The organism is Acinetobacter sp. LMB-5, assembly GCF_001541635.1.
Classification (GTDB): Bacteria; Pseudomonadota; Gammaproteobacteria; order Pseudomonadales; family Moraxellaceae; genus Acinetobacter; species Acinetobacter pittii.
The window spans coordinates 49,449-57,464 of record NZ_LRDR01000017.1; the positions used below are offsets into that span (position 1 = coordinate 49,449).

The 8,016-nt window shown below is 36.2% G+C and carries 7 protein-coding genes and 1 pseudogene; 5 read left to right on the forward strand and 3 right to left on the reverse strand.

Annotation, left to right across the window (positions count from 1 at the left end; genetic code table 11):
• Window positions 1–2 precede the first annotated feature (2 nt).
• Window positions 3–1,127, forward strand: coding sequence for a YdcF family protein (locus AW165_RS17575; RefSeq protein WP_002115205.1), 1,125 nt, complete (start codon window positions 3–5; stop codon window positions 1,125–1,127).
• Window positions 1,127–2,155: an alpha/beta hydrolase gene (locus tag AW165_RS17580; protein ID WP_002115207.1), complete on the forward strand. Its 1,029-nt coding sequence runs from the start codon at window positions 1,127–1,129 to the stop codon at window positions 2,153–2,155. The genes AW165_RS17575 and AW165_RS17580 overlap by 1 nt, the downstream gene beginning before the upstream one ends.
• A gap of 56 nt (window positions 2,156–2,211) precedes the next feature.
• Here AW165_RS17580 and AW165_RS17585 read toward each other — a convergent pair whose 3' ends face one another.
• The 3 genes from AW165_RS17585 to AW165_RS17595 form a co-directional block, all read right to left on the reverse strand.
• Window positions 2,212–2,703: a hypothetical protein gene (locus tag AW165_RS17585; RefSeq protein ID WP_060466593.1), complete on the reverse strand. Its 492-nt coding sequence runs from the start codon at window positions 2,701–2,703 to the stop codon at window positions 2,212–2,214.
• A 65-nt stretch (window positions 2,704–2,768) separates the two neighbouring features.
• The gene (locus tag AW165_RS17590) at window positions 2,769–3,824 is read right to left on the reverse strand and encodes a linear amide C-N hydrolase (RefSeq protein WP_017387349.1); all 1,056 of its coding nucleotides are present in this window, start codon (window positions 3,822–3,824) and stop codon (window positions 2,769–2,771) included.
• 209 nt (window positions 3,825–4,033) lie between these two features.
• Complete coding sequence (locus AW165_RS17595) at window positions 4,034–5,707, reverse strand: FMN-binding glutamate synthase family protein (RefSeq protein ID WP_016145697.1); 1,674 nt, start codon at window positions 5,705–5,707, stop codon at window positions 4,034–4,036.
• Window positions 5,708–6,390: 683 nt separating this feature from the next.
• On the opposite strand from AW165_RS17595, the gene AW165_RS17600 reads away from it, so the two are divergent.
• The 3 genes and pseudogenes from AW165_RS17600 to AW165_RS17610 form a co-directional block, all read left to right on the forward strand.
• Window positions 6,391–6,921, forward strand: a complete 531-nt coding sequence (locus tag AW165_RS17600; protein ID WP_060466594.1) for a spore coat U domain-containing protein — start codon at window positions 6,391–6,393, stop codon at window positions 6,919–6,921.
• 82 nt (window positions 6,922–7,003) lie between these two features.
• The gene (locus tag AW165_RS17605) at window positions 7,004–7,711 is read left to right on the forward strand and encodes a molecular chaperone (protein WP_060466595.1); all 708 of its coding nucleotides are present in this window, start codon (window positions 7,004–7,006) and stop codon (window positions 7,709–7,711) included.
• Window positions 7,712–7,751: 40 nt separating this feature from the next.
• Window positions 7,752–8,016, forward strand: a pseudogene (locus AW165_RS17610) (fimbrial biogenesis outer membrane usher protein); the annotation flags it as partial.

Below are 8,016 nucleotides of genomic sequence, written 5' to 3' on the forward strand. Positions count from 1 at the left end.
TTATGCCAAAAGTACACTTAATGGTACGTTTAGTACAAGTAGTCACCGTGCTATTTGTACTATTAGGCTGTTTCGTGGTTTTTTTATATTCGCCATTTTATTCAAAACTTATTGTAGCTGGGCTTAACTATTTTGTACCTGTTGATGTTAATCAAGTCGCTGCTGAGAGCCAGAGACAGGCTGCATTAAGTGAGCATGATAATTTAGAGCCAGGTTCAAATTTATGGATCGCTCGTCAGGCTTATTTAAAACTGACAGAGCAAGCGTTACGTGAAAAAAGAACATCTGATCTGACCTATATTCAAGAGAATTATAAAGCCTTGCAGCAAATTATTCTTTTAGAAGAAAAGGAGCAGGATTCGGAAGAGCAAGCAGCATCTGTAACGGTCCCTTTAGTCGCTAAAAACTCAGAAATTGATGCCGCAGATGAGGCGAGTAGTCCTGTTGACGAAGCACTTTTTATTAATAGTTCTGAAAATAAAGCGCTTACTGAGCAATATACAGAGTTTTTAGCAAGAAAACCTGTGGTGCCAGAGCACCAGAAAGCTGTTAGTGAACCTGAACAAAAAGTCGAGTATGTGCGTAAAAATCCATTACCTGTACAACCTAAAAAGTTATCAGAGCCTTATGCAATTGTTGTGTTGGGCGGAGGATTAACCTTAGATAAAAATGGTAAAGATATTGTTGTTAATGGTTATACGCGTTTGCGATTAGAAAAAACTTTAGAAGTTGAAAAACAAAATCATCTGCCTATTGTGCTTAGCGGTGTAGAAGCGCCTTATATGCAAGCTTGGTTAAAAGAACGCGGTGTTGATGCAAAGCTATTAGAAAAGCGGAGTATGAATACATGTGAAAATACTCGTTTTAGCTCTTTATTGCTTCAGAAAAAAGGCGGAGCACCGACAGTCATGTTGGTTACAGATGAATACCATATGCCACGTACACGCCGACTCTTTGCTTTAAATGGTATAGAAACTATTCCTGTTGTAGCTCCAATGCCAACTCCACTGACACGTTGGCAACCAAGTGTGCAAAATTACGATCATAGCCGCCGTGCAAATTATGAATTACTTGCGACAATTCGTGACATGTTGTTTGGCTCAAGTGATTGTCGAGAGGTTCCTTAATGTCAGATATTCCATTTCTCAATCCTGCCGTATTAAAACAATTAGATTTACCTGTTCCTAATCGTGATCTTACGCCGCAGGTTTTGAGTCCACTCAATTTAAATACATTAGAAGAACCTTCCCGTGATTTGCTAGCCTATCGCAAATTGTATGGTTTACATTTACTTGAATGTGACCATTGGCAAGGCTATGTTCAAATGCCTTTATTCCGTTTGCATGTGCAAGTTTTCAAACCTAAAGTAGAAAAAATACAAGGTACAGTTTGTCTATTGCATGGCTATCTTGAGCATAGCGGTATTTACCAGCCAATCATTCGTGAAATTCTTGAGCAGGGCTTTAGTATCATTACTTATGATTTGCCGGGGCATGGATTAAGTGATGGTTCACCAGCCAGCATTAAAAACTTTGATCATTACCAGCAAGTTTTGATGGCTGTTTATCAATATGTGAAACATGCAGATCAGTTACCTAAACCATGGGTGGGTATTGGTCAAAGTACGGGTGGAGCAATTTGGATGCATCACTTATTAGAATATGCTGAAAAACGCCAAGATCCGATTGTAGATCGAGTACTTTTACTTTCTCCATTAATTCGCCCTGCAAAAACCGCGTGGTGGCATAACCCCGTTGGATTAGGTATTATTCGCCGTATTAAGCGTCAGGTACCAAGGCATTTTAGACGTAATAATCATAATCCTGAATTTTTGCGTTTTATTCGTTTAAAGGATCCTTTGCAACCCCGAATGATGGGCATGGACTGGATTTTGGCAATGTCAAAATGGATGCAGGAAATGGAAGAGCGACCTGCTTGCCGTATCCCAGTCTGGCTTGCACAAGGTGCTCTCGATCAGACGGTTGATTGGCGTTACAACATTGAATTTATTCGTCGTAAATTTAGACTACAGACGTTGTTAATGCTTGAAGAAGGCTCTCATCAATTAATTAATGAACGTGCAGATATACGTGCGGCTTTAACGGGCTTGATTCCGGCCTTTTTGCATGCAAAGCCAAAACATTTTTATTATTAGAAAAGTCATGCATCTATCCAAAATTCTAGATAGATGCATTATTTAATCTTTGTAGTTTATTTTGAATTTTGATAAAGCTGCATAAAGTTTTTATAAACCGAAGACTGCTTTTGTGGACTGTACATATTACGCTCGATTGTTCCTTTATCTGTTTTGATTAAAACATTCACATTTTGAGCATTTTTAAATTCTTGCAAGAATTGACTTGGAATAACAAAGTAAGTGGTTGAATGTTTAGGCACTAATCGGCTCACATTTGTCTTTTCAGTGGCTTGAGCTGGTTCGTAATTGAATCGTTTGCCATCAATATCAAAGGTCAAAGCGTTAATATCATAAAAGTTATAACTACTACTTAAATGAACATCTACTCGAAGCTGATTTTTTTGATTTTCATTCCATTTAACCAATAAGCTTGGGCATAGTTCAGTTGGTGAGCAGTTTAGTTGACCAGCTGTCTTTACCTCTTTAGGAGTTGTTGTATTAACCTGTGTGGTGCTACAAGCCGCTGTAAGTAGACATGAACCCAATAAGAGTAGAGATTTTTTCATCGTATAAATTCCAAGATCGTATGTTTAATATTATTTATGTTAAGAGTAATAAATTTTGACATAAATTAACGCGTAGTTGGACCTAAAAATACAAATGGTTTTGCAATTTTAAAGGAAGAGGTGGCATCACCTGCATAGATATGGCTTTGATCAGGTCCTAAATCAAGTCTACGTGTTTTACCATCTTTAAAGTTAATCTTTTTTAAGTCAACCCAAAATACATTTGGTGAGAGAGCGGATTCAAAAAAGTAGAGCATCTGTTTGTGGTCGGCAACAGTTCGCCAGCGAGTCGAAGAGATATTAGGTTCTTCTTGAGTATTTAGCCCATAGGGAACAGATGCATTCCGAATCACACTAAATACAGAGGCTTGTGCTTGTTTTGTATTATCATTTTTAGGAATAGCATTAATGTAAAATGATGCACGTGCAAAGCGATCAGATGCTCTGTTAGTACCGGGAAGCATAATTGTTCCGCCAATTTGCTTCCAATATTCAACAAGTGCAAGTTGTTTATCGAAAGTAGGTGAGTTGGTCATGACCTGATAGCTTCGACTATGGTGAATCACTTGTTTTCCACCAATATATTCGATAATTGCACTATCACCTGTTTTATCAGAAATAGATAAATGTAAGGTGGTGAGCCGTGTTTCACCGGGAACATTGTCTGTAATAATAGTATAGGGTTCTTTTTCTAAGGCCTTAACGGCTTCATCTACAGTTGCAAAATTATCGAGTACATATTGAGCCCATGCTGCAATACTTAATAAAGGCTTATCTGTCTTTTTTGCATCTGGGTATTCAGACTCTACTAACCATAAAATATTAGCAACCAAACCTGCTTCATTCATTCCATCTGTTGTGGAAACTTCATAACCTGTAGCAATTACACTTCCATATTTCGACGTCCATTTTATTGAGTTGGGACCAGCGCTACCGTCACGGCTAACCCCGCTTGGCATAATCCATAAGTTGGTACCTGTATCAACCTTCCAGTCCATTGAGCGAGCAGTAATAATATGTTGATTATTACCTAAATATACGGCACGTGTACAAGCAACAGCATAGCTGCTTAAGCCTACAGCGATTGCAACAAAAGAAGAGATGAATGTTTTTTTCAACATGATGAGGTACCTTCTTGTTATAAGCATAAAAATTTTTATTAAATAAAATTAAAATGTGTACGTTATTTATACTTTTATATTAGGTGAAAAATCTATTAAATACAAATTAAAAGGGGAGTGAAATTTAAGCAAAAATCACATATTAGGTTTAAATATGGAAGAGCATCACACTATAAAGGTGATGCTCAACTTATAAAAATGAATATAAATTAAAAATGATTGGCATCAGCCATATTCCACATTCGATAGTAGAAATTATCATCGTCATTATTAAGTTCAGATTGTAAAAGTTCACCTTCTTTCAAGAAAAAATGCAACTGAGCATAGTTCTTAATTTCACGGTCATTTACTCGTTGAGCCAAATGATGAGCTTTAATATCAGAAGGATGGCGTAAACCCGCAGCAGCAATCATTTCTGATAATGCATGCAAGGTATTTTTATGAAAATTAAATACTCGTTCTGATTTAGTCGGTACATCAATTGCTTTTTGACGATCTTTGTCTTGAGTCGCTACACCCACAGGGCATTGGTTGGTGTGGCAGCTTTGTGCCTGAATACATCCAACTGCAAACATGAAACCACGTGCTGAATTAACCCAGTCTGCACCGAGTGCAAAAGTGCTAGCGATATCAAAAGCACTAATGATTTTACCACTTGCGCCAATTTTAACTTGATCTCTTAGTCCTGCACCGACAAGAGTATTATGGACAAAGCGTAAACCCTCTCGTAATGGGGTACCAATATTGTCACTAAACTCAATTGGTGCTGCACCAGTACCACCTTCAGAACCATCCACAACAATAAAATCGGGAACAATTTTTGTTTCAAGCATTGCTTTAACAATACTCATGAATTGCCAAGGTTGGCCAATACACAGTTTAAAACCAACTGGCTTGCCGCCAGATAATGTTCGCAGCTTCTGTAAGAAATGCATCATTTCAATTGGGGTAGAAAAACTAGAATGCTTAGCTGGAGAAATACAATCATGATCGCGTGAAACGCCACGGATTTGGGCAATTTCTTCGGTAATTTTATGCTTAGGTAAGATACCGCCATGGCCCGGTTTTGCACCTTGTGAAAGCTTTAATTCGATCATTTTGATCTGTGGCAATTGAGATTGTTTAGCAAACTTTTGTTCGTCAAATTTTCCATCTAGGGTACGGCAACCAAAATAACCACTGGCAATTTGCCAAACAATATCTCCACCATTTTCGAGATGATAAGGGCTTAAGCTACCTTCACCAGTATCGTGATAAAACCCACCTAATTGCGCTCCTTTATTGAGTGCTCGAATTGCATTGGCACTTAAACTACCAAAGCTCATGGCAGAGATATTCATAATAGATGCGCTATAGGGTTGAAGGCATTGCGCATTACCCACCTGAATGCGGAAGCTTTTTGGATCAGCTGGTGGACAAGGGCTTATTGAGTGGACAATAAAGCGGTAATTCTCTTGATAGACATCAATAATTGAGCCAAAAGGTTTATCTGCATTTTCGTTTTTAGCACGTTGATAAACTAAGCTTCGTTGCATGCGAGAAAAAGGTAGAGCATCTTGATCCGCTTCAATAAAGTATTGACGAATTTCGGGACGTATATCTTCAAACAAAAAACGAAAATGTCCCATAATTGGGTAATTTCTTAAAATTGAATGTTTATTCTGTAAAACATCATAGAGGCCTAATAGGCTTAAGGCGCCTGTAACTACCCATAAACCATTAAGGAGAGTATCAGAAATAAAATAATAGATACTATGAGGGGTGTAGACGGTTCGAAACCATGTGATGCTGAGCGCAGTAAAAATACATAAAAACCAGAGAGAATGACGTGAAAAAAATGTATTGAGAAATTTATGTCGAATGATTTGTGCTGGACTCGCCATATTGGAACAAATTCCTAATGTTTTACTGATACATACCTTGCCAATAAGGAACTAAAACCACAAGTATGGAATTGTTAGCTTAAGGACGGTATAACAAAATCCAAAGATTATTAGGTTTGATTTTTCATTTTTATTTTTAGAAATAGTTGAGCTAGCAATACATACTTTTAGTAGTGAAGACCTGCCTCTAGCTATTGAAATGTCTAAAAAAATTCTAAAGATGTGATAAAACACTTAGATTTCTTATTCATAAAGTATTATTTTCTTATTCATTTAAAATATATAGAATAATCATATGCTTACTTTTTGTTCTTATTTTTTTGACCAAACTTTAAAAAATTATAAAATATGAATAGTTATGGTAAATTTTAACTAATGAAAAATTAAAATTTTTTAGAAAAACTAATAAAAATGTAAATGAAATTATCGAAAATTAATAAAAAGAGTGGGGATAACCATAAAATTTTTTATAATTGAGAAATCAATCAAAATTTTGATTATTAATTGATATTTGGAATGAAACAAACATTAGTGTTTTTGTTGTTTTTTTGTATTATGCGCAACTAGTAGAGTAAAAAAATAATGCTTTGAAAAAACAGTCAGAAGAACTAGTGATTGTGATGGGGAAGGCTAGTTTTTACATCTATTAATTTTATTGGCGTAATGTAAAAAGGTTTTTAACCATGAATAAGTCTCTCATTTGTTTATCAGCAATTGCTATGGGTTCAATGTCTATTAATGCTGCAAATGCCGCAAATGCCGCCGGTACATTAACTGTTAAAGCAACAATTGCAAATAGTTGTGTTCTCAATACTTCTGCAACTGGTACTACCTCAAATGCAATTTTAGATTTTGGTACGTTAAGTTCGCTTGCAAACAACGTAGATGCAGATACTACAACGACAGGTGGAACTGCAATTAAAGTGTTATGTAACAACACTGTGCCATGGACTCTGGCTTTTGATGGCGGTAAAAACGCGCAATCTTCTCAACGTAATATGATTGGTGGTGCTTCAAGCAACGAATATATTCCTTACAACCTTTACTCTGACACTAATCGTGCAACAGCGATCGGTATTGCAACCACTGCATATAGTGGTAATGGTACTGGTGCGCCACAAACAATTAATGTTTATGGTCGTATTCCTGCTGGTTCAACTTTACCAAGTGCGGGTAGCTATGTTGACACTGTGACTGTAACAGTGACTTATTAATTTTTAATAAGTTTAGTTGCGTCATCGCTAGCTCTTTTTAAAAGAGCTAGCTCAATTTGAGAAAAGTAGTTCTGGGCAAATCATGAAAAAAAATATCTTTGTTGTTACAAGCTTATTGTTATTTTTGCCTAGTATGCTAAATGCAGCATCAATCCGCCTTTCACCTGTTAGTGTTGAAATATTGAGTGATCAGGCTGCATCTTCCATTAGTTTATATAACCAGTCAAATGAAAGTGCTGATTTGCAGGTGCGTGTATTTGAGTGGAGACAAAATGCTGGTCAAGATCAGTTAATCCCTACGGATGAGATTGTAATTAGTCCACCATTTCTAAAACTACAACCTAGTGACTCTTATAACTTACGTGTAGTTAGAATTAACCCAGAACTTATTTCTGGTGAAAAAACTTATCGTATTATTATTGATGAGTTACCAAAACCGATTGATAGTCGTAAAGCTGATCAAGGGGTTAACGTACTACTACGTTCGTCATTACCTGTATTTGTCGTCAATAAAGATGCGATTACTAAACTGAATTGGTCAATACAACAAGAACAAAATAACGCTTATCTCACCATAAGTAATGTTGGTAATCGACATGCGCTTTTAAATAACTTAATACTTGTGGATACAACAGCAAATAAAAGCTATCCCATTAAAGTAAACACCGTGAATGGTTATATTCTTGCTGGGAAATCGAGAAATTTTAATATTAGTCCGGATTTTAAATTTCAAGCAGATCATAAATATAATATTTCATTAAATATTAACGGTAAGCAAACATCTCTTTAAAGAGGCACATATGAAATATATCGTAAGTGCCTTATGTGTTATGTACTTGCCGATTCATGCCGCTGCTGAATCATTACAAGATAGTACCAATGCTGTCTTACCAAGTATTCCAGAAGTTACGAATTCTGCTCATCAAGCATTTGGTTCTGATCAGGGATATATACAGCTATTTTTAAATATTTCTGTTAATTCAAATGCTTCTAAAGATTTAATATCGGTGCGGCAGGATCAAGATAGAAAGCTATATATCCGCTCACGTGATTTAAAGACTTTAAGATTAAAAATGGATGAATATATCCCAGATA

What these genes read in the sequence shown, in the direction of transcription:
- AW165_RS17580 (WP_002115207.1), top strand. Translation starts at nt 1,127, where the DNA reads ATGTCAGATATTCCATTTCTCAATCCTGCCGTATTAAAACAATTAGAT.
- AW165_RS17595 (WP_016145697.1), bottom strand. Translation starts at nt 5,707, where the DNA reads ATGGCGAGTCCAGCACAAATCATTCGACATAAATTTCTCAATACATTT.
- AW165_RS17585 (WP_060466593.1), bottom strand. Translation starts at nt 2,703, where the DNA reads ATGAAAAAATCTCTACTCTTATTGGGTTCATGTCTACTTACAGCGGCT.
- AW165_RS17590 (WP_017387349.1), bottom strand. Translation starts at nt 3,824, where the DNA reads ATGTTGAAAAAAACATTCATCTCTTCTTTTGTTGCAATCGCTGTAGGC.
- AW165_RS17575 (WP_002115205.1), top strand. Translation starts at nt 3, where the DNA reads ATGCCAAAAGTACACTTAATGGTACGTTTAGTACAAGTAGTCACCGTG.
- AW165_RS17600 (WP_060466594.1), top strand. Translation starts at nt 6,391, where the DNA reads ATGAATAAGTCTCTCATTTGTTTATCAGCAATTGCTATGGGTTCAATG.
- AW165_RS17605 (WP_060466595.1), top strand. Translation starts at nt 7,004, where the DNA reads ATGAAAAAAAATATCTTTGTTGTTACAAGCTTATTGTTATTTTTGCCT.